Origin of the sequence: Streptomyces sp. NPDC093586 (assembly GCF_044764905.1) — a bacterium.
In the GTDB taxonomy this organism is placed as follows: domain Bacteria; phylum Actinomycetota; class Actinomycetes; order Streptomycetales; family Streptomycetaceae; genus Streptomyces.
Genome location: NZ_JBIWJA010000022.1, coordinates 110815 through 137516, shown reverse-complemented (window position 1 = coordinate 137516; position 26702 = coordinate 110815). Strand labels below are relative to the sequence as shown.

Below are 26702 nucleotides of genomic sequence, written 5' to 3'. Positions count from 1 at the left end.
TGCACGACCTGGGCGGTGATCTTCTCGCCGGGAACGGCGGTGTGCTGGTTCTCGGCGGCCTGGACGGCTGCGGCAGCGAGCTGGTCGGCGCCGCGGACCTTGCGGTTGCGCAGCCAGGTGGCCAGCCGTCTGACGCCGGTGCGGCGGATGGCGGCCGGGGTCTGGTAGCCCGTCAGTAGCACCAGGGGGCCGACGTTGCCGAGGTCGAGCTCGCGCTCCAGGCCAGGGAAGATCCCGGTCAGGTGCCCGCGCAGGCGGTTGATGGCTCTTGTGCGGTCGTCGGCGAGGTCACGGCGACGGCCGGTGAGGACCTTCAACTCGGTGACCAGCTCGTCACCGGGCCGCACGGGCATCAGATCCCGGCGGACGCGGGCCTGGTCGGCGATGACCGCGGCGTCCTTGGCATCGGTCTTGCCGTCGCCTCGGTAGCCCTCGGAAGCACGGTTGACGGCCCGGCCCGGGATGTAGAGCAGGTGCTGGCCATGGCTGAGCAGGACCGCGATCACGAGCCCGGCCCCGCCGTCGGCCAGGTCGATGCCCCAGGCCGTCATCTCGCCCAGGGCCAGGACGTCGCCGAGGAGCTTCAGCAGCTCGCCCTCGTCGTTGGCCACCCGCCGGGACAGCAGCCGCTTGCCGGTGTCGTCGATCACCACGCAGTGGTGATGGGTCTTGCCGGCATCGATACCGGCCCAGATCGCTGTCACTCGCATCTCCGCAGGTCGTACTCGTACAGGTACCACGGACGACCTCGCTGTCGAGTCCCTACTGAGCGATCAGTGCCGCAATTCCTAATGAGCAGCCGAGTCGTCGTGGGGGCCGGGCGGCGAATCGACGGCAGCCACGAGCGGCAGAGGACTGAAAGCCACACCCGGACCCCCTGGGTGAGCCAACCCTACGAATGGCTCGCTCATCCCGATCAACAAGGTAGGGAGGACTGACGCCGCCCTTCGGGGAGCGTCCGGGCGGGTGCCGGTGTGAACGTCCGGACAGCGGGAAGGAGTCGCCCCGAATCCGAGGGCCCCGCGCAACCGCCGTCTACACTCGACCGGCGACGGCCCCACCGACCGTGGCCGGAGCGGGCAGCTTCTGCCAGACCCGAAGGGCATGCGGCGCTTTGATACGGATGGAATCAGTCACCAAGCGGTATTCGGACGGCACGGTGGCGGTCGACCGGCTGTCGTTGGAGATCCCCGACGGGGCGGTCACCGTCCTCGTCGGCCCCTCGGGCTGCGGCAAGACGACGACCCTGCGGATGATCAACAGGATGGTCGAGCCCACCGAGGGCACCATCCTCCTCGACGGCGAGGACATCCAGCACCGTCCGGTCACCACACTGCGCCGGTCCATGGGCTACGTCATCCAGAACGCCGGCCTCTTCCCGCACCGGACGATCCTCGACAACATCGCCACCGTGCCCCGCATGCTCGGCTGGGGCAAGCAGAAGTCCCGCGCCCGCGCGGCGGAGCTGATGGAACGGGTCGGGCTCGACCCCTCCCTCGGCAAGCGGTACCCGTACCAGCTCTCCGGCGGGCAGCAGCAGCGCGTCGGCGTGGCGCGGGCCCTCGCCGCCGACCCGCCGGTCCTGCTCATGGACGAGCCGTTCTCGGCCGTCGACCCCGTGGTGCGCAAGGGGCTCCAGGACGAACTGCTGCGCATCCAGGGCGAGCTGGGCAAGACCATCGTGTTCGTCACGCACGACATCGACGAGGCCGTCAAACTCGGCACCATGGTCGCGGTGATGCGCACCGGCGGCCGGCTCGCCCAGTTCGCGACGCCCGCCGAGCTGCTGTCCGACCCCGCGGACGCCTTCGTCGAGGACTTCCTCGGCGCCGACCGCGGCATCCGGCGGCTGTCCTTCTTCCCGTCCGCCGCGCTGGAGCTGAGGACCGACGCCGTCGTGCCGATCGACGCCGGTGCCGAACGCCTCGCCGCGCCGGACGCCCCCTACCTCCTCGTCACCGACACCGACGGCCGGCCCCTCGGCTGGGGCGAGCCGCGCGACCTGACCGCCGGGGACATCGTGCCGGACGCCCTCCTGCCCCACGGGCGGCCGTTCGTGCCCGGCACCGACTCGCTGCGGGCCGCCCTCGACTGCGCCGTGCTCTCGCCCACCGGCTGGGCCGTCGCCGTGGACGCCGACGGCCGGGTGACCGGCGTCGTCTCCCAGCAGACCATCGGCGAGGCGATCCGCGCCGCCCATGCCGCCGGGCGCGCCGACGCCGCCGGGGTCGCCTCGTGAACGGCTTCTTCGACATCCCGAGCGACCTGCAGAACACGTACGCCGGTCTGATCGGCCTGCACCTGCGCGAGGCGCTGCTGCCGGTCCTGGCCGGGCTGCTGCTCGCACTGCCCGTCGCCCAGCTCTGCGTGCGCCTGCGCTGGCTGTACCCGCCCGTGCTCGGCGTGACGACCGTGTTCTACGCCATCCCGTCGCTGGCCGTCTTCGTCGTCCTCATCGACTACACCGGCCAGACCGAGCTGACGGTGATGATCCCGCTGGCCGTCTACAGCCTGGTCGTGCTCGTCCCCGCCATCGTCGACGGCGTGCGGTCGGTGCCGCAGGAGACGCTGGCCGCCGCGACCGCCATGGGCTTCGGGCCCCTGCGGCGCTACCTCCAGGTGCAGTTGCCCATCGCCGTGCCCGCGATCCTGGCCGGGCTCCGGGTGGCCACCGCCTCCAGCATCTCCCTGGTCAGCGTCGGCGCCCTCATCGGCAACCAGGGCGCCCTCGGCAACCTGCTCGCGGACGCCCAGAAGTACGACCGGCCCGAGCTCGCGGTCAACTCCGTGCTCACGACGGCCGTCCTGGCCATCGCCTGCGACGCGGCGCTGGTCCTGGCCCGGACGCTGCTGACCCCGTGGATGCCCCGCGGCGGCCGCCCGCGCGCCGGGGACGGCGCCGCCCGGCCGGCCGAGCAGGCCGCGGTGAAGGAGGCGGCCCGGTGAACGTCCTGAACTTCGCCAACGCCTTCTTCAGCGACAGCGCCCACTGGCACGGCTACGACGGCATCCCGCAGCGCCTGCTGGAACACGTCCGGTACACGCTGCTCGCCCTCGCCCTCGCCGCCGCGATCGGCCTGCCCGTCGGACTGCTCACCGGGCACACCGGGCGGGGCGGCAACGCCGTCGCCTTCCTCGCCACCGCCGCCCGGGCCCTGCCGAGCTTCGGCCTGCTGGTGCTGATCGCCGTCGTGATGGGCATCGGCCTGCTGCCCGTGATGATCCCGCTGGTCGTCCTCGCCGTGCCGCCGATCCTGGTCACCACCTACGAGGCGGTCCGCTCCGTCGACCCCGCCCCGGTGGACGCCGCGCGGGGCCTGGGCATGCACGAGACGCGCATCCTGTTCCAGGTCGAACTGCCGGTCGCCCTGCCGCTGGTCCTCAGCGGACTGCGCTCGGCGGCCATCCAGGTCGTCTCGACGGCCACCATCGCCGCCTACGTCAGCCTCGGCGGGCTCGGCCGGTACATCATCGACGGGCTCTACCAGCGCGACTACGAGAAGGTGGTCGGCGGCGCCACCCTGGTGGCCCTCCTGGCACTGGCCACGCTCGCCCTGTTCTGGGCGGCGGGGCGGCTCGCGGTGTCGCCGGGGGTGCGCAGGCGCTGACGTCCCGCCACGGACGTAGACGTACGGGAAACCGTGACCCGGCCGTGGTTGACTGACCGACAGGCGGATCGTTTGGATCGGTGGATGACTTCTACCGCGAAGAACAGCAGGTCCAGGACGAGGCACACCGGCGCGGCGGCCGTCGCGCTCACCGCCGCGGTGGCACTGCTCGCGGGCTGTGGCTCCTCCGACGACACCTCCGACAACCCGCTGGCCGGAAAGAAGGCGAAGGCCGGCACCGTCGTCGTCGGCTCGAACAACTTCGCCGAGAGCACCCTGCTGGCCGACATCTACGGCGAGGCGCTCAAGGCCAAGGGCCTCAAGGTCACCTACCAGCACAACATCGGCAGCCGCGAGACCTCGTACGGCCTGATGAAGAACGGCTCGGTCACGGTGCTGCCGGAGTACAACGGCTCCCTGCTGTCCTACCTCGACGGCGACGCCGAGCAGAAGTCCGCCGACGCCGTGAACACCGCGGTGAAGGCCAAGCTCGACCCGAGCCTGACGCTGCTGGAGTCGTCACCGGCCGAGGACAAGGACTCGATCGCCCTCAACGCCGAGACCGCCCGGAAGCACGGCCTCACCGCCGCGTCCACCCTCGCCGACCTCAAGAAGGCGGCACCCCAGCTGGCGATCGGCGGCTCGCCCGAGTTCCAGACCCGGCAGCAGGGCCTCAAGGGCCTGGAGTCCGTCTACGGACTGAAGTTCAAGTCCTTCAAGGCGCTCGACGCGGGCGGCCCGCTGACCCAGTCGGCGCTGGCCAGGAACACCGTGCAGGCCGCGGACGTCTTCACCACGGACCCGACCATCGTGAAGGAGAAGTTCGTCGTCCTGAAGGACCCGCGGAACCTCTTCGGATTCGCCAACGTGACCCCGCTGGTCAACAAGGAGGGCCTGTCCCCGGAGGGCGTCGCCGCCCTGAACGCGGTCTCGGCCGAGCTGGACACCAAGACCCTCCTCGACCTGGACGCGCGGGTCCAGCTGGACAAGAAGGACCCGCTGGACGTGGCCCAGGAGTGGCTGAAGTCCGTGGGCCTCGCCTGACCCCACGACGCCGCGCCCCCGGCCCGGCGTCCGGCCCCTCCGGTACGGCACCGGGGGCCGGACGCACGGCTGCCCGGCGGTCTCAGGCGGGACCGCCGGCCCGCTGCTCCGGCGGCTGCGCCAAGGACCGTGCCGCGCGGGCCCGCTTCCTGCGCCGCCGCCGCTCGCGGCGGGACTCCTGGTCGGGCAGCCACCCGAAGACGAGGCAGCTGCCGACGCAGCCGAGGAGAAGGCCGACGAGGAAGCCGCCCAGGTTGGAGGTCAGCCACGTGCCGAGGGAGGCCAGGACGCCGATGAGCGAGTAGAAGAGGCGCTGTGCGGGGGTGACGAGGGCGAGCAGCCCGCACAACAGCATGACGATCGGCAGGAGGTAGCCGGCCACGCCCTGCATGCCGACGTGCAGGACGACCTTCAGCGACGCCTTCATGGTGAACAGGACCTCCGCCCCGCCCAGGGCGAGCAGCAGCCCGCCCCAGAACGGCCGGCCGGACCGCCAGTCGCGGAAGGCGGTCCTGAAGCCCCTGTGCCGGTCACCGGTCATCAGCAGCCCGAATCGCTGAAGCGCATCTTCAGTCCGGGCAGCTTGAACACGCCCGCCGTCGTGGCGTAGTTGGTCTGCCGCAGGTTCTTGATGTGGACGGTGTCGGCCTGCTGGCTGAAGACGCCCTCGGGGCCACGGCCCTTCGGCCCGGCCTTGTCCAGTGTGCTGGCGTCGTTGCCGATCTCGATGTTGTTGAAGGCGGCGTCGCCGGACAGCAGCGTCGAGTCGGTGGTCAGGTCGCTCGCGGCCACCTTGGTGTCCCCCTCGCCGGCGGTGATGAGCAGGTTGGTGCCGCCCAGGTCGACGCTCTGGCACAGCTTGGAGAGCGTCGCGTCCTTGATCACCGAGGTGACGACCAGCACCTGTCCGCCGGTGTCGCCCGCGTTGGGACTGTCCTCGGTCATGTTGTCGAGGGCGCCGAACTGGGCGAAGCCGGTGCCGTGGAGTTCCGTGGCGGTCACGGTGAACGGCATGCCGGAGATCGCGAACTGCACACCCAGGGCGCCCTGGGCGGTGAGGATCGCGAGTCCCGCGGTGACCGCGGCCGCCGGCACCGCCAGCACGGCGGCCCGGCGCAGCCTGACCCGGCCGCGTCTCGTGGGCCCTGCCGCGGCCTCCGGCGCGGAAACGGCTTCCGGTCTGCTGTCGGGTTCGGGGGTGTTGCCGGCGGACGGGGTGATGTCCGAGGACGAGGCCATGTCTGCTCCCAGAGGCACGGTCAATGCGGATAGGGCTTCAGCGGCACGTTGTCCTGGCGCGGACAGCGGCTGGTGCGCACGCCTCCCGGCAACTCCCGGCGGTTGCGAGGGCTTTCACGTTACGCACCAGTAGCCACTCGGGAAGTTACCGGTGGTTACAGTCGAGGGTCAAGCAGGTTGTGCGTAAAGAGCGGAGATTGTGCGCCGTCCGTAGTCACGTCCCGCTTTCACCGACAACTCCCGTACGAATACTTGACGTTGACGGTGCATCAGCTCTACAACCGAAGGGTTTCCGCGGATCCGTGGCGCCGGATCCGCGCCTTCTCGCGGCATCGCCCGCGTTCCCGGCTCCGGGCCGTCACGCACCGGGCGTCCCGCCCCACCCCGTACGGGGGAACCGCACCGTCCCATCGGGGCACGCCCAGCCCTGCACGAGGCGTGCCCGCACTCCCGGGCGCCACCCGGAATCCCAGCGCATCGGCCCGGCCGGAACCCCACGGCCGGTCCCACCCCTGCTTCACCGAACCCCACTTCAGAGAAGAGGCAGCCGCATGCGTACCCGTACCCTCCTCACCCTCACCGCCGCCGTCGCCGCACTGACCCTCCCCACGGCGCTGCCCGCGTCCGCGGCCGCGTCCGCCACCCCCGTGCTGACCACGGGCTCCGTCGGCGGCACGCCCGTCGCGGTCGGCGACACCCTCACCGCCCCCCTGGCGAGCGGCACCAGCGCGACCTTCCACTCCAGCGCCACCGGCACCACCGGCGTCTCCTGCACGGCCTCGCAGTTCACCGTCTCCGTCACCGACAACCCGGCCGCCCCCGGCACGGCCACCGAGTCGCTCACCGCCCACACCTTCGACAGTTCGAGCTGCACCAGCAACGTCACCGGAGTCCTCGGCGTCAACGGGATCCGGGTCGACAACCTGCCGTACACCACCACCGTCTCCTCGGACGGAACCGTCCGCGTCACCCCGCCGAGCGGTTCCGCCGTCCGCACCACGGTCACGCTGCGCACCCTCCTCGGCAGCGTCAACTGCGTCTACCAGGCGCCCGGACTGTCCGGCACGGCGAGCAACGCCGACAACGGGATCACCTTCACCGACCAGCACTTCACGAAGGTGTCCGGGTCGAGTCTCTGCTTCGCCAACGGGTACTTCACCGCGAACTACGCCCCCGTCACCGACGGTGGTGCCAAGGTCTTCGTGAACTGAGCGGGCGCACGCCGTCGGACGGTGGGCCGACCGGTACGCGTCGACGCGCGTCGATGCGCCGGTCGGTCCGCCGCTGCGCCATGTCCCCGTGCCGGATCGCGCGAAGGGCGGGCGCCGGGCCGTGAGTTATCGTGTACTGGGGGTTAAGGCAGACGGCACGGCCCGTCGCGTTCCAGCCCAGGAGAGTTCAGTCGATGGCGAGGCAGCTACGCGCCGAGCAGACCCGCGCGACCATCCTCCAGGCCGCCGCCGACCTGTTCGACCGTCACGGCTACGAGGCGACCACCCTGGCCGAGATCGTGGCGCACGCCGGCGTCACCAAGGGCGCCCTGTACTTCCACTTCGCGGCGAAGGAGGACCTGGCCCACGCCATCATGGAGCTCCAGTCCAGGACCTGGCGCCGGCTGGCGACGGAGCTGGACGGCCGGGGCTTCACCGCCCTGGAGGCCCTGATGCGCCTGACGTTCGTCATGGCCCGGCTGTCCGCCGAGGGGCCGGTCCTGCGGGCCGGGCTGCGACTGGCCACCGCGGGAGCGCCGGTACGGCCGCCGCTGCCGCACCCCTTCACGGAATGGGTGGACATCGCCTCGTCCCGGCTCCTCGACGCCGTCAGGCAGGCCGACCTTCATCCGGAGACCGACGTCGACTCGGTCGCCCACACCATCGTCTGCTCCTTCGTCGGGTCCCGTGTCGTGGGACTCACCCTCGAACCGGCCGCCCGGCAGCCCCGCCGGATGGCGGAGATGTGGCACGTCCTGATCCGCGGCATGGTCCCGGTGACCCGCCGCGCCCGCTACCTCAACCTCGCCGCCCGCCTGGAACGCGAGGCGAGCGCGGCCTGAGCGACGGGGGCGACCGTGCGGCGCGTGACGTGGCGGCCGGCCCGAGCGGCGCGGACTCGCAGGGCGGCCGTGCGGCGCGGACTCGCCAGGTGGCCGTGGGGCGCGGACTCGCGGGGGTGGGCCGGGCGGCGCGGACCTGCGGGAGGCCTGCCCGGCGGCGACACCCGCGCGATCCCGGTCCGCTCCCCGTCGGGCCGTGCGGTTCGCACGCTACGGTGAGGCGCATGCCCGACACCCCCTCCGAGACCGCTCCCGTGATCGTCGGCGACGAGCCCGGATCCTTTCCACACAGTGTGCTGGCCGAGCGGCATCCCGCCATCATCCGGCAGGTGCGGGAGTCCTTCCCCTACGATCCCGACCGGCACCGGGCGCTCGACGCGCTGCTGGCGAACTGCGCCGAGGGTGTGATCGAACCCCTGCCCGCCGACGCCCACGACCGGGACCGCTGGGCCGCCTGGGGCCTGGCCGAGCACGTCGGCCGCTCCTGGTTCGACGTGCCCTGGCTGTGGGCCGAGAGCCACTTCTACCGTCGGCTCCTCGACGCCGTCGGTTACTTCGCCCCCGGTGCCTGGCAGGGCGTCGACCCCTTCCGGCCCGCCAAGCTCGCCGAGCTCGACGCCCCCGAGACGGCCGGGGAACTCGCCGCGCTCGACGGCCTCGCCGCCCTGCCCGCCGACGAACAGCTCCGGGCACTGCTGCACGGCTCCCTCTGGGGCAACCGCGCGGACCTGAGTTTCCGCCTCTCCACGACCGACGCCGACGCCGAAGGCGCCGCCCGGGCACTGGTCGCCGACGACGGCGACGCGCTCCTGTCACTGCTGCCGCCCGCCGGACGGGACGGGACGGCGGCGACCCTCTGCCTCGTCGCCGACAACGCCGGCCGCGAGCTCGTCCCCGACCTGCTCCTCGTCTCCCACCTCCTCGGGCACGGCCGCATCGGGCGAGCGGTCCTGCACGTCAAGCCGTACCCGTACTACGTCTCCGACGCCACGGCCGCCGACCTGCTCGACGCGCTGCGGCGGCTGATCGCGGCGGGCGGTGCGGCCGGCGCACACGGCCGCACCCTGTGGTCCGCGCTGACCGACGGCCGCGTCACCGTCCGCGCCCATCCCTTCTCCAGTGCCCCGCTGCCCTACGCGGACATGCCCGGCGACCTGCGCGAGGACTTCGCCGCGGCCACGGTCACCGTCCTCAAGGGCGACCTCAACTACCGCCGCCTGGTGGGCGACCGGTGGTGGCCGCCGACGACACCCTTCGCGGACGTCACCGCGTACTTCCCCGGCCCGGTCGCCGCGCTGCGCACCCTGAAGTCCGACGTCGTCACCGGACTGGACGCACGGACGGAGACCGCGCTGACGGCGAGCGAGGGGCCGCGGTGGCGGACGAGCGGGACACACGCGCTGATCCAGGTCAGGCGCTGAGCCACCGGCGGCCGGCCGTGCCCGTCGCGTGCCCCGGCACGGCGCGACGGGGAAAGTTCCCGCGTTCCGCCCCCGTTCACGCGATGGTGTGATCATGTCCCGGCCCGCGGATGCCTCCGAAGGCCCCTGGGTAGGGCCCGGCCATGACGCGACAGCCCTTCGAACTCCCGCACTTCTACCTGCCGCATCCCGCGCGGCTCAATCCGCATCTCGACGAGGCCCGCGCCCACTCGACGGCGTGGGCGCGCGAGATGGGCATGCTGGAGGGTTCCGGGGTCTGGGAGCAGTCCGACCTCGACGCGCACGACTACGGCCTGCTCTGCGCCTACACCCACCCCGACTGCGACGGACCCGCGCTCTCCCTCATCACCGACTGGTACGTGTGGGTCTTCTTCTTCGACGACCACTTCCTGGAGAAGTTCAAGCGCTCCCAGGACCGCGTCGGCGGCAAGGCCCATCTGGACCGGCTGCCCCTGTTCATGCCGCTCGACCCGGCCGCCGGGACGCCCGAGCCGGAGAATCCGGTCGAGGCCGGCCTCGCCGACCTGTGGGCGCGCACGGTGCCGGCGATGTCGGCCGGCTGGCGCCGCCGCTTCGCCGTCGCCACCGAGCACCTCCTCAACGAGTCCCTGTGGGAGCTGTCCAACATCAACGAGGGACGGATCGCCAACCCGGTCGAGTACATCGAGATGCGCCGCAAGGTGGGCGGCGCCCCCTGGTCGGCCGGGCTCGTGGAGTACGCGACCGCCGAAGTGCCCCCCGCCGTCGCCGGGACCAGGCCGCTGCGGGTGCTGATGGAGACGTTCTCCGACGCCGTGCACCTGCGCAACGACCTGTTCTCCTACCAGCGGGAGGTGGAGGACGAGGGCGAACTCAGCAACGGTGTGCTCGTCCTGGAGACCTTCTTCGGCTGCACCACCCAGCAGGCCGCCGACATGGTCAACGACGTCCTCACCTCCCGGCTCCACCAGTTCGAGCACACCGCGTTCACCGAAGTGCCCGCGGTGGCCCTCGAGACCGGGCTCACCCCGGCCGAGGTCGCGGCCGTCGCGGCGTACGCGAAGGGCCTGCAGGACTGGCAGTCCGGCGGCCACGAATGGCACATGCGCTCCAGCCGCTACATGAACGAGGGCGCCCGGCCCACCGCCCCGTGGCAGTCCCTCACCGGGCCCGGCACCTCCGCCGCCGACGTGGGCGCGCTGCTCGCCGCGGCCGGCGCCGAGAGACTGCGCTCCTACACGCACGTGCCGTTCCAGAAGGTCGGCCCGTCGGTCATCCCCGAGATCCGCATGCCGTTCCCGCTGGAGCTCAGTCCTCACCTCGACGCCGCCCGGCGGCACCTGTTCACGTGGTCGCGGGACATCGGCTTCCTCGGCGAGGGGGTCTGGGACGAGGACAAGCTCGCCAGCTGCGACCTCCCCCTGTGCGCCGCGGGTCTCGACCCGGACGCCACCCAGGAGCAGCTCGACCTCGCCTCCGACTGGCTGGCCTTCGGCACCTACGGCGACGACTACTACCCGCTCGTCTACGGCCACCGCCGCGACCTGGCCGCCGCCCGGCTGACCACGGCCCGCCTGTCGGCCTGCATGCCGCTGGACGGAGGACCGGTCCCGCCGCCCGCCAACGCCATGGAACGCGCCCTGATCGACCTGTGGGCGCGCACCACGGCGCACATGACCCCCGAGGAGCGGCGACCCCTCAAGTCGGCCGTCGACACGATGACCGAGGCCTGGGTCTGGGAGCTGTCCAACCAGATCCAGAACCGCGTCCCCGACCCGGTCGACTACCTGGAGATGCGCCGCGCCACCTTCGGCTCCGACCTCACCCTGGGCCTGTGCCGCGCCGGGCACGGCCCGGCCGTGCCGCCCGAGGTGTACCGCAGCGGCCCCGTCCGCTCCCTGGAGAACGCGGCGATCGACTACGCCTGCCTCCTCAACGACGTCTTCTCGTACCAGAAGGAGATCGAGTACGAGGGCGAGATCCACAACGCGATCCTCGTCGTGCAGAACTTCTTCGGCGTCGACTACCCGACCGCGCTCCCCGTCGTGCAGGACCTGATGAACCAGCGCATGCGCCAGTTCGAACACGTCGTCGCACACGAACTGCCCATCGTGTACGACGACTTCCAGCTGTCCGAGGAGGCGCGGGCCATCATGCGGGGCTATGTGACCGACCTGCAGAACTGGATGGCCGGCATCCTCAACTGGCACCGGAACGTCCCGCGCTACCAGGCCGAGTACCTGGGCGGACGCACTCACGGCTTCCTTCCGGACCGGCCCCCCGCCGTACCCGTCCCGAGGAGCACCGCACTGCCCGCGTTCAGCTGACCGGCCGCCGGTCGGTCTCACCCGTTCGTGGCTCGTCACGGGCCGGGGCGCCGGGTAGAGCACTGCCGGAGGCGAACCATGGAACAGACCGCGCTGCGACCCAAGCCGATGCCCGGCCAGGAAACCGGGACCGGCATCACGTCCTGCCCGACCCGGTGCCCGCACGCCGCACGCGGGCGCCGTCGCCGGATCACCACCCTGTTGTGCGGCCTGCTCGCCGCGACGGCCCTGCTCCTGGCGGGGATCGGGCTCGGCACGGTGGGCGCCACGGTGATCGGCATGAGCAGACTCGCCGACCCGCACCACCAGCCGGGCGCGCCGGGAACGGGAACACCGCCCGGCGACCGGACCGCCCCGGCCCACCCGGCGGCCACGTCCGGCCCGGCCCCGGTGCGGGCGGGCGCGACCCTCGGTGTGGAGGCCGTGGACCACGGGAAGCGGGGCGCCCTGGTCGTCGGCGTCCACGTACCCGGCCCCGGCTACACGGCGGGCCTGGTCAGGGGAGACGTCCTCCTGGCCTTCGGCACCACCCGCGTCGACTCGGCCGCCGACCTCGCCCGAGCCGTCGCCCGAGCCCGGCCCGGCACGGAGGTCGGGCTGACCGTGCGCCATGGGAACGGGGACCACCAGCGGCTGACGGTCGTACCGGGGGTCGTCACATGACCGTCCTCGACCGGTACGCGGCGACTAGGATCGGTGCTGGTGGGGGGGCGAGCCCGCCGGAGCGGCCCGTCGACCGGCTCGCGCCGCCCCCGCACCCCGGGCAGGATGCTGCCCGTACCCTTCGCCCGCCCAGGAGGCCCGGATGACCGGCAGTACGCCCGCTGCTTCCTTCACCGCCGACGACTACAGGGCCCGCATGGAGCGCGCCGCGCGGACGGCCGCCGACGCCGGACTGGCCGGACTGCTGGTGGCGCCGGGCCCCGACCTCGTGTGGCTCACCGGCTACGCGCCCACCGCGGCCACCGAACGCCTCACCCTGCTCGTCCTCGCCGCGGGCCGGGACCCCGTCCTCGTCGTGCCGACCCTGGAGGCCCCCGACGCCGAGAAGGCCGTCGGCGCGCCCGCCCTGACCCTGCGCGACTGGACCGACGGCACGGACCCCTACGCCGTCACCGCCGCCCTCCTCGACGGCTCGGGGCGGTTCGGCGTCAGCGACAACGCCTGGGCGATGCACCTGCTCGGCCTCCAGCGGACGCTGCCCGGCACCTCGTACGCCTCCCTCACCGAGGCGCTGCCGATGCTGCGCGCCGTGAAGGACGCGGCGGAGCTGGAGCTGCTCGCGGCGGCCGGCGCGGCGGCGGACGCGGCGTTCGAGGAGATCCGCACGGTCCCCTTCGGCGGGCGCCGGGAGTCCGACGTCGCCGCGGACCTCGCCGACCTGCTGCGGCGCTTCGGCCACTCCCAGGTCGACTTCACGATCGTCGCCTCCGGCCCGAACGGCGCCAACCCGCACCACGAGGTCGGCGACCGCGTCATCGAGGACGGCGACATGGTCGTCCTCGACTTCGGCGGCCTGAAGGACGGCTACGGCTCCGACACCTCCCGCACGGTCCACGTCGGCGAGCCCACCGACGAGGAGCGCCGGGTGCACGACCTGGTGCGCGAGGCCCAGGAGGCCGGTTTCCGGGCGGTGCGACCCGGCGTCGCCTGCCAGGAGGTCGACCGGGCCGCCCGCTCCGTCATCGCCGACGCCGGATACGGGGAGTACTTCATCCACCGCACCGGACACGGCATCGGCGTCACCACGCACGAGCCGCCCTACATGATCGAGGGCGAGGAGCAGCCCCTCGTGCCCGGCATGTGCTTCTCCGTCGAGCCCGGCGTCTACCTGCCCGGCCGGTTCGGGGTGCGCATCGAGGACATCGTCACGGTCACCGAGGACGGCGGCCGGCGCCTCAACGGCACGACCCGGGAGTTGGTCGTCGTGGAGTGAGCCGCCCCGCACAGCCCCGGCCCCCTCGAAGATCCGAAAGACCTGGAAGACGACGGCGCGACCATGACCCAGGCACCGACCCCCACCGCGGACACGGTCCGCCGACTGGTCCGTACCCTGCTCAGCGAGGGCGCGGCGCCGGAAGTCAGGCCCGTCGCGGAGGGCGCCGGGCCCGCCACCTGGTGGGTCGGCACCCGCCACGTACTGCGGCTGGCTCCCGACCGGGAGACCGCCGCGCGCCAGCGCCGCGAGCTGCGCCTGCGCGACCTGGTCCGTCCGTACCTCCCCGTCGCGGTGCCCACGAGCGTGGCGCACGGCGAGTGGGCGCCGGGTCTGACGTACACGCTGGACGCCAAGGTGCCCGGCGGGTCGGGCGAGCAGCACGCCGTGTCCGCCGTCGGCGAGGCCGACCTGGCGGCGCTGCTCACCGGGCTGCGCGAGGTGCCGGTCCGCCAGGCGGAGACCCTCGGTGTGCCGCGGGCCGCCCCGCGGTCCCTGGAGACGCTGCGCCGGGCCGCCGAACGCGCCGCCCGGCGGCTGGCCGAGGCCGACGAGTTCGACCCGGCCCGGCCCGAGCGGCTCACGGCGGCGGCGACGGCCCAGCTCGGCGCCCAGCCCGGTGCCGCGGTCCTGGTCCACCACGGCCTGGCGGGCGGGCACCTCGTGGTCGGCGCCGACGGACGGGTGCGCGGGGTCCTCGGCTGGACCGACGCGGTCCTCGGCGACCCGGCCGAGGACATCGCCGGACTCGCGCTCTCCGTGGGCTCTCCCGCCGCCGTGCGCGCCGCCACCCTCGCCGGCTACGGCGCCCGGCCCTGCCTGCGCGGCCTGTGGCTGGCCCGCTGCGACGCGGTCGTCCAGCTCACCGACGCCCTCACCGGCCGGTCGGACACCCCCCTGCCGCTGCTGCGGACCCGGCTGCGCCGCGCCTGGGAGCCGATCCTGCTGGAGCGGGTGACGGAACTCCGCGAGGACGGCCCAGCCGGCCCGATCGACCCGACCGGCCCAGGCGGCACCGCCTGAAGGTTTCCCGCGATCCCGTCACTCCTGTACGAGCACCACGCTCGACTCGCCCGGCACACGCAGCACCCCGTCCGCGCCCGGCCCCTGCACCGGCTCCCACGCCGCGAGCACCCGTGCGGGACGGGAGCCCAGCGGGATCGCCGCCGGTTCGGTGCCCAGGTTGACGGCCACCCGGATGTCGCCGCGCCGGAAGGCCAGCCACCGCGCCTCGCGGTCGTAGGCCACCCTGGTGTCGCCGAGGTCGGGGTCGGTCAGGTCCGGCTGCTCGTGCCGCAGGGCGATCAGCCGGCGGTACCAGGCCAGCACGCGCGCGTGCGGTTCGCGTCCGGGCTCGGACCAGTCGAGGCAGGAGCGGTCCCGCGTCGCCGGGTCCTGCGGGTCGGGGACGTCCTCCTCCTTCCAGCCGTGCGCGGCGAACTCCCGCCGCCTGCCGCGCCGTACGGCCTCCGCGAGCTCCGGGTCGGTGTGGTCGGTGAAGAACTGCCAGGGCGTGCCCGCCGCCCACTCCTCGCCCATGAACAGCATCGGCGTGAACGGCGCCGTCAGCGTCAGGGTGGCCGCGCAGGCCGCGAGGCCGGGGGAGACCAGGGACGCCAGCCGGTCCCCGCGGGCACGGTTGCCGACCTGGTCGTGGGTCTGGCTGTAGCCGGTCAGCCGGTGCGCCGCCGTACGCTGCCGGTCCAGGGGCCGGCCGTGACCGCGGCCCCGGAAGCTGGACCAGGTGCCGTCGTGGAACCAGCCCCGCGTCAGCGTCTTGGCCAGCGCCGCCAGCGGATCGCGCGCGAAGTCGGCGTAGTAGCCCTGGGACTCACCGGTCAGTGCGGTGTGCAGGGCGTGGTGGAAGTCGTCGTTCCACTGCGCGTGCACCCCCAGGCCGCCCTCGGCGCGCGGGGTGATGATCCGCGGGTCGTTCAGGTCGGACTCGGCGATCAGGAACAGCGGCTGCCCCAGATCGGCGGCCAGGTCGTCCACGGCCGTCGACAGCTGCTCCAGGAAGTGGCACGCGCGCGTGTCGGCCAGGGCGTGCACCGCGTCCAGGCGCAGCCCGTCGATCCGGTAGTCGCGCAGCCACGCCAGCGCGCTGTCCACCAGATACGCCCGCACCTCGTCGGAGCCGGGCGCGTCCAGGTTGATCGCGGCGCCCCAGGGCGTGTGGTGGGTGTCCGTGAAGTACGGGCCGAAGACGGGCAGGTAGTTGCCGGACGGTCCCAGGTGGTTGTGCACCACGTCCAGGACGACGCCCAGGCCGAGTCCGTGGGCCCGGTCGACGAACCGCTTCAGCGCGTCGGGCCCGCCGTACGGTTCGTGCACCGCCCACAGCGACACGCCCTCGTACCCCCAGCCGTGCCGGCCCGGGAAGGGGCACAGTGGCATCAACTCGACGTGGGTGACGCCCAGTTCCGCCAGATGGTCGAGCCGCTCGGCGGCGGCGTCGAGCGTGCCCTCGCGCGTGTACGTGCCCACGTGCAGCTCGTACAGCACCGCGCCGGGCAGCGGGTGCCCGGCCCGTTCGGTGCGCCACTCGTAGCGCCCGTGGTCGACGACCGCGCTCAGCCCGTCCGGGCCGTCCGGCTGACGCCGTGAGCGCGGGTCGGGCCGCACCGGTCCGTCGTCCACCGCGAAGCCGTAGCGCGAGCCCTCCCGCGCCTCGGCCCGGCCGCACCACCACCCCCGCCGCTCCGGATCGCGCTCCATCGCGTGCGTGACGCCGTCGCACGTCAGTGTCACGCGGTCGGCCTGCGGTGCCCACACCTCGAACTGCACGGACGGTTCCCCTTCGTCTGCTCACCGTGACGTAGCCCGTCCATCGTCCTGCAAAATCGATCAATCCGCCGGTGAACGCCGCCGTTCGCGGCGGGTGTCGTGGACCGGCGCCCGCGCGGTGGCCGTTTCCCGGATTTCTGGACACCCCGCCCCGGCTGACCGACAATCACCTGCGTGACGTCGTCCTTCGAGTTCCACACATACCCCGCGCGGTTGTCCGACGCGGAGCGCGACAAGGCGTTGAAGGTGCTCCGGGACGGCGTCGCCCTGGGCCGCCTGTCGCACGACACCTTCGTGCGCCGCATGGAACTGGCACTGGCCGCCCACCACTCCCACGAACTCGCCGCGCTCACCGCCGATCTGCCCACGGAGAGCAGGGTCTCGCGCCTGGTGTTCGGCACCGTCGAGGCGGTGTCCGGCTTCGGCGTCCGGCTGCGCCGGGCCTGGCAGGCCGAGCGGCTGCCCAAGCTGCTGCTGCCGCACCCCGGCACCGGCCGTCCGCTGCGCATAGGACGCGATCCGGCGAACGGGCTGCGGCTGACCCACGAGACGGTCTCCCGCGTGCACGCCGAACTCGTCCGCCAGGGCGGCGTGTGGGTGCTGCGCGACCTCGGCTCGACCAACGGGACCACGGTCAACGGACGGCGGGTCATCGGCGCGGCCGTGGTCCGCGAGGGCGACCAGATCGGCTTCGGGCAGATGGCGTTCCGCCTCGCCGTGGACTGACCCGCGCACAGCTCCGGCCTGGTCCTCACCCCGTGTCGCAGGGTCTCGGGCGGAGCCGACGCCCTTTGCTTCTCCTGGTGTTGACGTACCCCTGAAGTCGTGACTGACTGTGCGTTACACCGCGCACACCAGGTGAACCGACGGCTCCCATCGTGGAGGTGTGCCCTGTCGCCCCTCCTGCGCTACCCGACCGTGGACGAGCTGGGCGCCCGGGCCGCCGCACTCGTCGACCGCCACCCCCGCGGCGCGCGGCTGCGCCGCGTGGGCACCTCCCGCGCCGGCACCCCCCTGCTGCTGCTCTCCGTCGGCCACGGCACCCGTCAGGCGCTCGTCGTCGCCGGGCCGCACGCCAACGAGCCCGTGGGCGGCGCCACCGTGCTGCGGCTGGCCGAGCGGGCCCTGGCCGACCCGCGGCTCACCGAGGGCGCCGACGCCACCTGGAACCTGCTGCTGTGCGCCGACCCCGACGGCCTGCGCCGCAACGAGGGCTGGCTGTCCGGCCCCTACACCCTCGGCCGCTACGCCCGGAACTTCTTCCGGCCCGGCTTCCTGGAACAGCCCGAGTGGCTGCCCGAGGGCCCCGACCGCGCCTCGCTGCCGGAGACCCGCGCCCTGCTCGCCCTCCAGGACGAACTGCGGCCCTTCCTGCACTGCTCCCTGCACGGCGTCGACGTCGGCGGCGGCTTCGCCGAAGTGACCCACGAGCTGCCGGGTCTCGCCCAGCGCATGGCCCACACCGCGGCCCGCCTCGGCATCCCCCGCGAACTCGGCGCCTACGACACCCTGTACTGGCCCGGTCTCGGCCCCGCCCTCTACCGGATACCGCCGCCCCGCCGCGGCGACCTCACCCAGGCCATCACCGAGGCCGCCGTCGACTCGACCTGGTGCCACCCGCGGCGGTACGGCACGGTCACCGCGGTCGTCGAGGCGCCCATGTGGGGCGTGGCGGCCGTCGCCGACGACTCGTCCCCGGCCGACCGGGACGCGGTGCTGCGCTCCGTGAGCCGCATCCTGCGCCACGACACCCGCCGGCTGCGCCGGCTCCTCGCCCGGCTCCGGCCTCACGTCGCGGGTGCGCCGGACGCACCCCGCCTGCTCGCGCCGGTCGACGACTACCTGCTGGTCTGCCCCCGACTCGCCGACGCGTGGGACCCCGACACCGACGACGGAACGGGCCGCCCCCTGCCGCCCATGAACACCGCCCACCTGGTCGCCCTGCGCATCGCCGGCCGGCGCCTCGCCCTGCGCACGGCGGGCCTGCTGCACCAGCTGGTGACCCGCAGCGGAAACGATCCGGCAGGTGTGCTGCCGGAGCTGGACCGGCTCGTCGACGAGTGGTGCGCCGACTACCGCGACGGCTGCGCGGCCCGCTGGATACCGGTCGCACGCCAGGTGGAGTACCAGAGCCGCGTCGTGCTCGCCGCGTTCGAACTGGCCGGACGGCGCACGACCGGGGCCTCCCGTTCGGGTGAGCCGGACTGGGGCTCCGAGCCCGCCGTGCCGATGCACCGGGAATGACCCACATCATCACGGCCGCGGCCGCCCGGACGGGCCTCCTCCTGACCGCCGCCCTCCTCGCCGCCGGTACGGCCCCCGCACGGGCGGCCGCGCCGCCGGAGCCCGCGAACGACTGGCTCCGGATCACGGTCGTCCGGGGCGACACCTCCACCGGCGTCACCCGCCGCGCCATGCTCCGATGCGACCCGCCCCGGGGTCACGCCCGCGCGGCCGAGGCGTGCGCGGAGCTGGCCGCGGCGGACGGGGACCTCGGCCGCATCCCGCTGCGGGACACGTACTGCCCGATGGTCTACGCACCGGTGACCGCGCAGGCCCACGGGAAGTGGCGGGGACGGGCCGTGGAGTACACGCAGACCTTCCCCAGCACCTGCGTCATGACGGCGCGGACGGGGGCGGTGTTCGCCCTGGACGAGGCGCGGAGGTGAGCCGGGCGGGCCGGTGACCGGGGCGCCCGCACTGCCGGCGCGAGCGGACGCGTTCGCCGTCACCGCGGCGCGGGACCGGCGGCTCGGGGCCCTGCGGATGGGTGTGTTCGCCGCCATCGCGACGCGGGAGGGCGCGTTTGCGCTCGTCGCGGTGGCGGTGGGTGCGCTCGCCGTCACCGCGGTGCGGGCGAGCGCGTCCGCCGGCGCGCCCCGCCCTCACTGCTGGTGCAGCCCGCGGCCCGCCAGGGTCAGGAACGCCTCGCCGACCGCCTCCGACAGGGTCGGGTGGGCGTGGACGTGCCGGGCCACGTCGGCGGGCTCGGCGTCCCAGCCGACGATCAGCTGGCTCTCGGCGATCATCTCCGACACGTGCGGTCCCACCAGGTGCACCCCGAGCACCCGGCCGCCCCCGGCCTCGGCGACGACCTTCACCATCCCGCCCTGCCCGTGCACCATCCCCTTGGCCACGGCCGTCAGCGGCATCACGTTGACGGCCGGCTCGTGCCCGCGGGCGCGCGCCTCCGCCTCGCTCAGCCCCACGGCGGCGGTCTGCGGCGCCGAGTACGTCACCCGGGGCACGGCCGCGTAGTCGACGGGCGCGGACGGCACGCCCGCCAGCGTCTCGGCCACCAGCAGGCCCTCCGCGAAGGACGCGTGGGCCAGCCCGGGCGACGGCGGCGGCAGCAGGTCGCCCACGACGTGGACGCCGGGCACGGCCGTCTCCAGCCGGTCCCAGTTCGCCGGTACGACGAAACCGCGCTCGTCGGTGCCGAGGCCCGCCGCGCCCAGGTCGAGCCCGTCGGTGACCGGCGCCCGCCCGACGGCCACCAGCAGCCGCTCGGCCCCGACCGTGAGGGTCTCGCCCCGCGCCGTGCGCACCCGCGCGCGGACGCCGTCGGCCAGCACCTCGGCGTCCAGCAGCCGCGCACCCGTCCGCACGTCGACGCCGCGCTTCTTCAGACCCCGCGTCAGATGACGGCTCACATCCGCGTCCTCCAGCGGCACGATCCGGTCCGCGGCCTCCACCAGGGTGACCTCGGCGCCCATCGAGCGATGGAACGAGGCGTACTCGACGCCGATCGCGCCGCCGCCCAGGACCAGGACGGACGCCGGCAGTCCGGGCGCGAAGAGCGCGTCGTCGCTCGTCACCACGCGCCGCCCGTCCGGGTCGAGCCCCGGCAGCGTGCGCGGGCGTGAACCGGTGGCCAGCACGATCCCCCGGCGTGCGGTGAGGCCGGGGCCGCCGTCCACGCGTACGGAGCGCGGTCCCGTGAGCCGCGCGCTGCCCCGCACCACCGTCACGCCCGCGTGCGCGAGATGCGCCTGGACCCCCCGGTGGTTGCGCGCCACGATGTCGTCGCGGGTGGCGACGAGAGCGGGCCAGTCGACACCGTCCAGGCTCGCCTTCACCCCCCAGCGCTCACGCGCCTCGGCGACACCGTCCACCAGTTCGGCGGCGTGCAGCATCGCCTTGCTCGGGATGCAGCCGCGGTGCAGGCACGTCCCGCCCACCTTGTCGCGCTCGACCAGGGCGACGTCGAGACCCAGGGCCGCGGCACGCAGCGCGGTGCTGTAGCCGCCGGTGCCGCCGCCGATGACGATCACGTCGTGTGTGTTCATGACCCCAGCCTCCACCCGGCCCTTGCCATGAGTCCAAGGCAATGTTCTTGTGGGTTCGATGCAGGACGTTCATGACGGCGCGGGGCGGAGAACGGGACCGGGCCCAGGGAGGGGCGGAGATGAGTCTGCGTCAGATGGAGTACTTCATGGCCGTCGTCGACGAGGCGTCGTTCACCCGGGCGGCCGAGACCCTGCACGTCACGCAGTCCGCGCTCTCGCACCAGATCAAGGCCCTGGAGAGGTCGGTCGGCGGCGCCCTGCTGGAACGCATGCCGCGCGGGGTGCGCCTGACGCCGATGGGCCGCGCCTTCCGGCCGCACGCCGAACTCGCCGTCCGCAGCGCCGCCCAGGCCCGCCGCGCGGCCCGCGCCGCCGCCGGGGCCGAGGGTGGGGAACTGCACATCGCCGCCGTGCACTCGGTCTCCGTCGGCATCCTGCCCGACGTCTTCGCCCGCTGGCGCGCCGCGCACCCCGGGGTCCTGCTGCACCTGCACGAGTACGCGACGACCGAGGCGCTGGAGGAGGAGGTCGAGCGCGGCACCGCGGACCTCGCCGTCGGCCCGGCGCCCCGCGACTGGCCCGGCACCGTCGTGCCGGTCGGCGAGGAGGAGATCGTCCTGGTGGTGCCCTTCGACGACCGGTTCGCGGGCCGTACGACGGTGACGCTGCCGGAGCTCGCGGACCGGCCCTGGGTGCGGTGCGCCATGGAACCCCTCGTCGAGGGCGAGCGCTTCCTCGACTGGGTCTGCGGACGGGCCGGGTTCCGGCCGCGCACCGCCGTCTACACGGAGCACACGTCGACGGCCGTACGGATGGCCGCCGCCGGCGTCGGGGTGTGCACGGCGCCCTCGTACATCGTCGGCGGGGCGGTCGGCGAGGACTGCGCGGTCCTGACCCCCGACCCGCCGTGGCGGCGACCGCTGACGGTCTTCACCCGCGTGCCCCCGACCGGTGCCGCCGAGGCATTCGTCGACCTGCTCCGCACGGCGTGGCCGGCCCCGGGCGTCCCCGCGCGACCGGCCGACGCCTGCGGCACCGTGGGCGTGGCGGGCTGAGTCCCGGGCGCCCCCGTCGCGTCACGCCCTGTCAGCCGACCCGCTCCAGCAGCGCCACCGGCAGATCCGCGAACAGGCCCGCCACGCGCGCGTGGCCCTCGAACTCCCGGCCGGTCGCCAGCGCGTCGGTCCAGCGGCCCGGCGGCAGCGCGAGCGTCGTCCCGCGCCAGCCGCCCGACTCGGCCAGTCGCAGGGACAGCCGGGTCACGGCCGTCAGGACCTCGCCGGAGCGGACGAACGCCACGCAGTGCGCCGCCGCGGGGCCGTCGGCGGGCAGCGCCTCGTACGTCGCCGTGCCGCCGAACGCGCCGGGCCGCCGTGCCCGCACCGCCAGCGCCGCCCGGGTCACCGCCTCCTTCTCTCCGGCGCCGGCGGGCGGGAAGTCCACGGGACGCCGGTTGTCGGGGTCCACCAGTGCCCGGTACTCGCCCTCGGTGCCCTGGTAGAGGTCCGGCACGCCCGGCATCGTGAGGTGGACCAGGGCCGTGCCGAGGACGTTGGCCCGGATGTGGGGCTCCAGAGCGGCCCGGAAGGCGGCCACCCGCTCGCCGGGCGGGCCGCACGGCGCCTTCGCCGTGAACCGGGCCACCGCCTCCTCGTACGCCGGGTCCCGCTCGGTCCAGCTGGTGTGGACCTTCGCCTCGCGCACGTGCTTCAGCAGCGCCTCCCGCACGCGCTCCCCGTCCGCCGGCCCCAGCCCGAACACCGTCTGCCAGGCCGCCCACGCCAGCTGCGCGTCCGGCGCCTCCTCGCCGGCGCCGGCGACCTCCGCGAGGACCTCCGCCCAGCGCTGCGGGCACTCGGTGAGCACCGCCAGCGCGGCGCGCACGTCGGCGCTGCGCTTGGTGTCGTGGGTCGACACGACCGTGCCGGTCCCGGGCCAGTCGCGCTGCACGCGCGCGCAGTACGCGTGGAACTCCTGCGGCGACAGGGCCGGACCGCCCGGGTTCCCGCCCACCTCGGTCGCCGACAGCAGCGGCACGTAGCGGTAGAACGCCGTGTCCTCGACCGACTTGGCGCGCAGCGCCGACGCCGTCTGGGCGAACCGCGTCCGGAACTCCACCTGGTCCGGCCCGTCGCCGAACCGTCCCAGCACCAGGTCCCGCACCACGTCCACCGCACCGGCCTCCTCCGGCACCGTGAACGCGCGCCGCGCCTCGGCCGCCGCCTCCTCGGTGACGACCGCCGCCGCGTCCACCGACGCGTAGGGCCGGTACACCTCCAGCCGGACCAGCAGCTCCCGCAGCGCCGTGCGCAGCGCCCACGGCGCCCGGTCGCGCAGCGCTGCGTCCGGCGAGGCGACGCACAGCCGGTGCGCCACCCGGGTCAGCCGGTCCGTCTCGGTCGCCAGCTCGTGCGCGAGCACCTCGTACGCCGCCCGCCGCGCCGTCGCCGCCCAGTCGCCGCCCCGGTCCGGCTCCGGTGCGGCGAACTCCCGGTACCGGGCGAGGAGTTCCCCGTACCCGTCCGGATCGGTGAAGAGCCCGTCGACGTGCCGCAGAGCGTCGTAGCCGGTCGTGCCCGCGACGGGCCAGGCCGCGGGCAGCCGCTCCCCGTCCGCGAGGATCTTCTCCACGACCGTCCACCGGCCGCCGCTCGCCTCGTGCAGCCGCCGCAGGTAGGCGTCGGGGTCGGCGAGGCCGTCGGGGTGGTCGACGCGCAGCCCGTCGATCACGCCCTCGCGCAACAGCCGCAGGATCGTGGCGTGCGTGGCCTCGAACACCTCCGGGTCCTCCACCCGCACCCCGATCAGCTCGGAGATGCTGAAGAAGCGCCGGTAGTTCAGCTCGGTGCGGGCCAGCCGCCACCACACCGGCCGGTACCACTGCGCGTCCAGCAGCTGCGGCAGCGGCAGGTCCCCGGTGCCCTCCCGGAGCGGGAAGACGTGGTCGTGGTAGCGCAGCACGTCGCCGTCGACGCGGAGCTCGGCCAGCACCTCGCCGACGGGGGCGCCGAGCACGGGCAGCAGCATCTGGCCCCCCTGCGCCTCCCAGTCGATGTCGAACCACCGCGCGTACGGCGACTTCGGCCCCTCCCGCAGCACCTCCCACAGGGCGCGGTTGTGCCGGGGGGACATCGCCATGTGGTTCGGCACGATGTCGACCACCAGGCCGAGACCGTGCTCCCGCGCGGTGGCCGCCAGGGCCCGCAGTCCCTCCTCGCCGCCCAGTTCCCCGCGCACCCGCTCGGGGTCCACCACGTCGTAGCCGTGCAGCGAGCCCGGGACCGCCTCCAGCACGGGGGACAGGTGCAGATGGCTCACACCGAGCGAGGCCAGGTACGGCACGGCCGCCGCCGCGGCCGCGAACGGGAACGCGGGCTGCAGCTGCAGCCGGTACGTGGCGAGGAGTGGGGAGGGGGCTGCGGGGGCCGCGGGCACCGGGCCGGGTCGCTCAGGCGTCATGGAAACCTACGTACCCGCCCCGCGGCCTTTCGTGTCATCGGGGCCCGGCACGGACGAGGGGTCCCCCGGACGGGTGAGAGACGCCGGCCCCGGACGGGCGAAGGGCGCGCACCGGGAAGGTACGCGCCCGCACACGCCCGTACCGCTTCCTAGTGTCGCAACAGGCGGTGTTCGCCCCGTCGGGACGCCCGGCACGCTCCCCCGGAGGGGTGCCCCACTCGCCGCACCGGCCGGAAGCCCGAGTACGTCCAGCCCGAGTACATCCAGTGCGAGGGCTTCCGGCCGGCACTCCCCCAGCCTCCGGCCGGGGCCCCCGGAGCACGCACCGGACTCCGCTCCTCACCGGGCGAACGTCGCCTGCCGCGGCACTAGACGGGCCGCTGCAGCACGGTCAGGCTGCGGTCCACCAGCGACAGCCGGTCTCCGGCCTGCACCTTCGTCCCGGACGGGGGAGGTGTGCCCTCGGCGCGGGCGGTGTCGACCACCACCTCCCACTGCCGGCCGTGGTCGACGGGAACCACGAAGTCCAGCGTCTTCGGCGAGGCGTTGAACATCAGCAGGAACGAGTCGTCGGAGATGCGCTCCCCGCGCGGGCCCGGCTCGGAGATCGCGTTGCCGTTGAGGAACACCGTCAGCGCCGACGCCCGCGCCGAGGTCCAGTCCCGCTGGGTCATCTCCGCGCCCTCCGGGGTGAACCAGGCGATGTCCGACAGCTCGTCGTGGGTGCCCTCCACGGGCCGGCCGTGGAAGAAGCGCCGTCTGCGGAAGACCGGGTGGTCCCGGCGGAGCCACACCATCGCGCGCGTGAAGTCCAGCAGCGTGGTGTCGGCGTCCTCGCCCTCGGGCCAGGCCACCCACGCCAGCTCGTTGTCCTGGCAGTAGGCGTTGTTGTTGCCCCGCTGGGTGCGGGCGAACTCGTCGCCGTGGCTGATCATCGGCACGCCCTGGGAGAGCAGCAGCGTGGCGGTGAAGTTGCGCATCTGCCGCGCCCGCAGCTCCCGCACCGCCGGGTCGTCGGTGTCGCCCTCGGCGCCGCAGTTCCAGGACCGGTTGTGGCTCTCGCCGTCCCGGTTGTCCTCGCCGTTGGCCTCGTTGTGCTTGTCGTTGTAGGAGACCAGGTCGTGCAGGGTGAAGCCGTCGTGGCAGGTGACGAAGTTGATGGAGGCCAGCGGGCGGCGGCCGTCGTCCTGGTAGAGGTCGGACGAGCCGGTCAGGCGGGACGCGAACTCCGCCAGGGTGCGCTGCTCACCGCGCCACAGGTCCCGCACCGTGTCCCGGTACTTGCCGTTCCACTCGGTCCACAGCGGGGGGAAGTTGCCCACCTGGTAGCCGCCCTCGCCCACGTCCCACGGTTCGGCGATCAGCTTCACCTGCGAGACCACCGGGTCCTGCTGCACCAGGTCGAAGAACGACGACAGCCGGTCCACCTCGTGGAACTGCCGGGCCAGGGTCGCCGCGAGGTCGAAGCGGAACCCGTCGACGTGCATCTCGGTGACCCAGTACCGCAGCGAATCCATGATCATCTGCAGGACGTGCGGGGACCGCATGAGCAGGGAGTTCCCCGTGCCCGTGGTGTCCATGTAGTACCGGGGGTCGTCGGTCAGCCGGTAGTACGACGGGTTGTCGATGCCCTTGAAGGACAGCGTCGGGCCCAGGTGGTTGCCCTCGGCGGTGTGGTTGTAGACCACGTCGAGGATGACCTCGATGCCCGCCTCGTGCAGCGCCTTCACCGCCGACTTGAACTCCAGCACCTGCTGGCCGCGGTCGCCCCAGGAGGCGTACGCGTTGTGCGGGGCGAAGAAGCCGATCGTGTTGTAGCCCCAGTAGTTGTTCAGCCCCAGGTCGACCAGGCGGTGGTCGTTGACGAACTGGTGCACGGGCATCAGCTCCAGTGCCGTCACCCCCAGTTCGGTCAGGTGCTCGATGACCGCCGGGTGCGCGAGGCCCGCGTAGGTGCCGCGCAGCTCCTCGGGAAGCCCCGGGTGGCGCATGGTGAGGCCCTTCACGTGGGCCTCGTAGATCACCGTGTGGTGGTACTCCGTCCGGGGGCGCCGGTCGTCGCCCCAGTCGAAGTACGGGTTGACCACGACCGACGACATCGTGTGCGGTGCCGAGTCCAGGTCGTTGCGCCGGTCGGGGTCGTCGAAGTGGTAGCCGTACACCTCCTCCCCCCACCGGATCGAGCCGCTGATCGCACGCGCGTACGGATCGAGGAGCAGCTTCGCGGAGTTGCAGCGCAGCCCGCGCTCCGGCGCGTAGGGGCCGTGGACGCGGTAGCCGTACCGCTGTCCCGGCATCACGCCCGGCACGTACGCGTGCCGTACGAACGCGTCGCTCTCCCGCAGCTCCACCGCCGTCTCCGAGCCGTCGTCGTGCAGCAGACACAGCTCTACTCGGTCCGCGGCCTCCGTGAAGACCGCGAAGTTCGTACCGGCGCCGTCGTACGTGGCACCGAGTGGATATGCCTCTCCAGGCCAGACCTGCATGGACACGACTCTTTCAGGTGTGCGGCGCCGGTACGGACGCCTGGGCTCCGAGT

22 protein-coding genes are annotated in these 26702 nt (G+C 73.6%); 15 read left to right on the top strand and 7 right to left on the bottom strand.

Going from position 1 to position 26702, the window contains the following annotated elements; all coding sequences use genetic code 11:
- A partial coding sequence (locus tag ACIRFH_RS22995) for an IS110 family transposase (protein ID WP_403523802.1) occupies positions 1-704 on the bottom strand: 704 nt, incomplete at its 3' end.
- Between the two features lie 410 nt (positions 705-1114).
- Between ACIRFH_RS22995 and ACIRFH_RS22990 the strand changes: the two genes are divergently transcribed.
- The 4 genes from ACIRFH_RS22990 (at position 1115) to ACIRFH_RS22975 (ending at position 4652) form a co-directional block, all read left to right on the top strand.
- A complete protein-coding gene (locus ACIRFH_RS22990; protein WP_403523799.1) occupies positions 1115-2239 on the top strand; it encodes an ABC transporter ATP-binding protein in 1125 nt (374 codons plus the stop codon).
- Positions 2236-2946 (top strand): ABC transporter permease, encoded by a 711-nt coding sequence (locus tag ACIRFH_RS22985; protein WP_403523797.1) that lies wholly within the window; start codon positions 2236-2238, stop codon positions 2944-2946. The genes ACIRFH_RS22990 and ACIRFH_RS22985 overlap by 4 nt, the downstream gene beginning before the upstream one ends.
- Positions 2943-3608, top strand: coding sequence for an ABC transporter permease (locus ACIRFH_RS22980; protein WP_403523794.1), 666 nt, complete (start codon positions 2943-2945; stop codon positions 3606-3608). Before ACIRFH_RS22985 ends, ACIRFH_RS22980 begins: the two co-directional genes overlap by 4 nt.
- Before the next feature lie 84 nt (positions 3609-3692).
- Positions 3693-4652: an ABC transporter substrate-binding protein gene (locus ACIRFH_RS22975; protein ID WP_403523791.1), complete on the top strand. Its 960-nt coding sequence runs from the start codon at positions 3693-3695 to the stop codon at positions 4650-4652.
- Positions 4653-4734: 82 nt separating this feature from the next.
- Here ACIRFH_RS22975 and ACIRFH_RS22970 read toward each other — a convergent pair whose 3' ends face one another.
- Positions 4735-5193 carry a DUF6114 domain-containing protein gene (locus ACIRFH_RS22970; RefSeq protein WP_403523788.1) on the bottom strand — a complete coding sequence of 153 codons (459 nt, stop codon included), beginning with the start codon at positions 5191-5193 and terminating at the stop codon, positions 4735-4737.
- On the bottom strand, positions 5193-5891 hold the full coding sequence (locus tag ACIRFH_RS22965) for a DUF6230 family protein (protein WP_403523785.1): 699 nt from the start codon (positions 5889-5891) through the stop codon (positions 5193-5195). Before ACIRFH_RS22965 ends, ACIRFH_RS22970 begins: the two co-directional genes overlap by 1 nt.
- A 551-nt stretch (positions 5892-6442) precedes the next feature.
- Here ACIRFH_RS22965 and ACIRFH_RS22960 point away from each other — a divergent pair.
- The 7 genes from ACIRFH_RS22960 (at position 6443) to ACIRFH_RS22930 (ending at position 14651) form a co-directional block, all read left to right on the top strand.
- On the top strand, positions 6443-7102 hold the full coding sequence (locus tag ACIRFH_RS22960) for a Tat pathway signal sequence domain protein (protein WP_403523782.1): 660 nt from the start codon (positions 6443-6445) through the stop codon (positions 7100-7102).
- A gap of 194 nt (positions 7103-7296) precedes the next feature.
- The gene (locus ACIRFH_RS22955) at positions 7297-7944 is read left to right on the top strand and encodes a ScbR family autoregulator-binding transcription factor (RefSeq protein WP_403523779.1); all 648 of its coding nucleotides are present in this window, start codon (positions 7297-7299) and stop codon (positions 7942-7944) included.
- Between the two features lie 224 nt (positions 7945-8168).
- Positions 8169-9365: a damage-control phosphatase ARMT1 family protein gene (locus ACIRFH_RS22950; protein WP_403523776.1), complete on the top strand. Its 1197-nt coding sequence runs from the start codon at positions 8169-8171 to the stop codon at positions 9363-9365.
- Positions 9366-9508: 143 nt separating this feature from the next.
- Complete coding sequence (gene cyc2, locus ACIRFH_RS22945) at positions 9509-11692, top strand: germacradienol/geosmin synthase Cyc2 (protein ID WP_403523774.1); 2184 nt, start codon at positions 9509-9511, stop codon at positions 11690-11692.
- 78 nt (positions 11693-11770) lie between these two features.
- A complete protein-coding gene (locus ACIRFH_RS22940) occupies positions 11771-12355 on the top strand; it encodes a PDZ domain-containing protein (protein ID WP_403523771.1) in 585 nt (194 codons plus the stop codon).
- Positions 12356-12497: 142 nt separating this feature from the next.
- Positions 12498-13628: an aminopeptidase P family protein gene (locus ACIRFH_RS22935; RefSeq protein ID WP_403523768.1), complete on the top strand. Its 1131-nt coding sequence runs from the start codon at positions 12498-12500 to the stop codon at positions 13626-13628.
- A 63-nt stretch (positions 13629-13691) separates the two neighbouring features.
- The gene (locus ACIRFH_RS22930) at positions 13692-14651 is read left to right on the top strand and encodes an aminoglycoside phosphotransferase family protein (RefSeq protein WP_403523765.1); all 960 of its coding nucleotides are present in this window, start codon (positions 13692-13694) and stop codon (positions 14649-14651) included.
- An 18-nt stretch (positions 14652-14669) separates the two neighbouring features.
- Here the strand turns inward: ACIRFH_RS22930 and treZ are convergent, their stop codons facing one another.
- Positions 14670-16415, bottom strand: coding sequence for a malto-oligosyltrehalose trehalohydrolase (gene treZ, locus ACIRFH_RS22925; RefSeq protein WP_403523762.1), 1746 nt, complete (start codon positions 16413-16415; stop codon positions 14670-14672).
- Between the two features lie 174 nt (positions 16416-16589).
- Here treZ and ACIRFH_RS22920 point away from each other — a divergent pair, with 174 nt between their 5' ends.
- The 3 genes from ACIRFH_RS22920 (at position 16590) to ACIRFH_RS22910 (ending at position 19084) form a co-directional block, all read left to right on the top strand.
- Complete coding sequence (locus ACIRFH_RS22920) at positions 16590-17141, top strand: FHA domain-containing protein (protein WP_403523760.1); 552 nt, start codon at positions 16590-16592, stop codon at positions 17139-17141.
- A 192-nt stretch (positions 17142-17333) separates the two neighbouring features.
- On the top strand, positions 17334-18659 hold the full coding sequence (locus tag ACIRFH_RS22915) for a M14 family zinc carboxypeptidase (protein ID WP_403523757.1): 1326 nt from the start codon (positions 17334-17336) through the stop codon (positions 18657-18659).
- Positions 18656-19084 carry an SSI family serine proteinase inhibitor gene (locus ACIRFH_RS22910; protein ID WP_403523754.1) on the top strand — a complete coding sequence of 143 codons (429 nt, stop codon included), beginning with the start codon at positions 18656-18658 and terminating at the stop codon, positions 19082-19084. The genes ACIRFH_RS22915 and ACIRFH_RS22910 overlap by 4 nt, the downstream gene beginning before the upstream one ends.
- Before the next feature lie 216 nt (positions 19085-19300).
- Here the strand turns inward: ACIRFH_RS22910 and lpdA are convergent, their stop codons facing one another.
- Positions 19301-20704, bottom strand: a complete 1404-nt coding sequence (gene lpdA, locus ACIRFH_RS22905; RefSeq protein WP_403523751.1) for a dihydrolipoyl dehydrogenase — start codon at positions 20702-20704, stop codon at positions 19301-19303.
- Between the two features lie 119 nt (positions 20705-20823).
- Between lpdA and ACIRFH_RS22900 the strand changes: the two genes are divergently transcribed.
- Positions 20824-21759: a LysR family transcriptional regulator gene (locus ACIRFH_RS22900; RefSeq protein WP_403523748.1), complete on the top strand. Its 936-nt coding sequence runs from the start codon at positions 20824-20826 to the stop codon at positions 21757-21759.
- 31 nt (positions 21760-21790) lie between these two features.
- Here the strand turns inward: ACIRFH_RS22900 and treY are convergent, their stop codons facing one another.
- A complete protein-coding gene (gene treY / locus ACIRFH_RS22895) occupies positions 21791-24163 on the bottom strand; it encodes a malto-oligosyltrehalose synthase (RefSeq protein WP_403523746.1) in 2373 nt (790 codons plus the stop codon).
- 368 nt (positions 24164-24531) lie between these two features.
- Complete coding sequence (glgX, locus tag ACIRFH_RS22890) at positions 24532-26649, bottom strand: glycogen debranching protein GlgX (RefSeq protein ID WP_403523743.1); 2118 nt, start codon at positions 26647-26649, stop codon at positions 24532-24534.
- Positions 26650-26702: the final 53 nt, after the last annotated feature.